We start from the raw sequence: 1,206 nt of genomic DNA, 5'->3' as shown, positions 1-1,206 counted from the left end.
GTGCTGTCGAGACGCAGCACCCGGTTGAGGCCGAGTTCGACGCTGGCGAGCAGCCCGGTGAGCAACATCAGCTTGATGCCGCGGTGCAGGGCGACGATGCCTGCGGTCATGTTGTGATAGGTCACACGGTCGAAACCGGCGTCGACCATCATCGATTTCAGGGTTTCCTGATTCGGGTGCATGCGGATCGATTCGGCCAGGTAGCGATAGCTTTCCGAGTCGTTGGTGATCAGCTTGCCCATCAACGGCATGAAGGCGAACGAGTAGGCGTCGTACGCCTTGGACATCAGTGCGTTGGTCGGCTTGGAGAATTCCAGCACCAGCAGACGGCCGCCGGGCTTGAGCACGCGCAGCATCGACCGCAGGGCGTCTTCTTTATGCGTCACGTTGCGCAGGCCGAAGGCGATGGTCACGCAGTCGAAATGGTTATCCGGGAACGGCAGCTTTTCCGCATCGGCCTGGACGAATTCGACGTTGCCCGACACACCCAGATCCAGCAGGCGGTCACGACCGACCTTGAGCATGGATTCGTTGATGTCGGCCAGCACCACCTGGCCGGTCGGGCCTACGAGGTGCGAGAACTTTTTGGTCAGGTCACCGGTGCCGCCGGCGATGTCGAGCACGCGGTTGCCTGCACGCACACCGGACAGTTCGATCGCGAAACGCTTCCACAGACGGTGCATGCCGCCCGACAGAAGGTCGTTCATCAGGTCGTATTTCGCGGCTACCGAGTGGAAAACCTCAGCGACTTTTTCCGCTTTCTGGCTTTCCGGAACGTTTTTGAAGCCGAAGTGAGTGGTGGGTTCGGCATCGCTGCCTTTGCGCTGATCAGTCATATCGCTGTCACCAAAAGAGAATGCGCGACATTCTAATCCCCAAGCCATGCTTTGTCTTGGAATGGCTAAAGGTAAGATGGGCAACCTTCGGGACGATTTGCCGCAGACGCGGTCAAGATTTACCGACACCCATTCATCAAGCAGGAGTCATTCAATGGCCAAAATCAGTGTTGGGCGTGCCCACAGCCTGGGCAAGGAAGCCGCCCGCGAGAAGGCCGACAAGCTGGCGCAGAAACTCTCTGATCAATATGGCCTGGAGCCGCAGTGGTCGGGCGACACCCTGAACCTCAAGCGCTCGGGCGTGAAAGGCGCGGTGCATGTGGCTGACGATTCGATCCGTGTCGATGTGGAGCTGGGCATCATGATGTCG

1 protein-coding gene and 1 pseudogene are annotated in these 1,206 nt (G+C 59.0%); one reads left to right on the top strand and one right to left on the bottom strand.

Going from position 1 to position 1,206, the window contains the following annotated elements:
* Positions 1-71: 71 nt before the first annotated feature.
* A pseudogene (ubiE, locus tag HT737_RS29325) lies at positions 72-836 on the bottom strand (bifunctional demethylmenaquinone methyltransferase/2-methoxy-6-polyprenyl-1,4-benzoquinol methylase UbiE); the annotation flags it as partial.
* A gap of 154 nt (positions 837-990) precedes the next feature.
* On the opposite strand from ubiE, the gene HT737_RS29320 reads away from it, so the two are divergent.
* A partial coding sequence (locus HT737_RS29320) for a polyhydroxyalkanoic acid system family protein (protein WP_182404569.1) occupies positions 991-1,206 on the top strand: 216 nt, incomplete at its 3' end.

Source organism: Pseudomonas sp. MD195_PC81_125 (genome assembly GCF_014060985.1).
Classification (GTDB): domain Bacteria; phylum Pseudomonadota; class Gammaproteobacteria; order Pseudomonadales; family Pseudomonadaceae; genus Aquipseudomonas; species Aquipseudomonas parakoreensis.
This window is presented reverse-complemented; position numbering and strand designations above follow the sequence as displayed.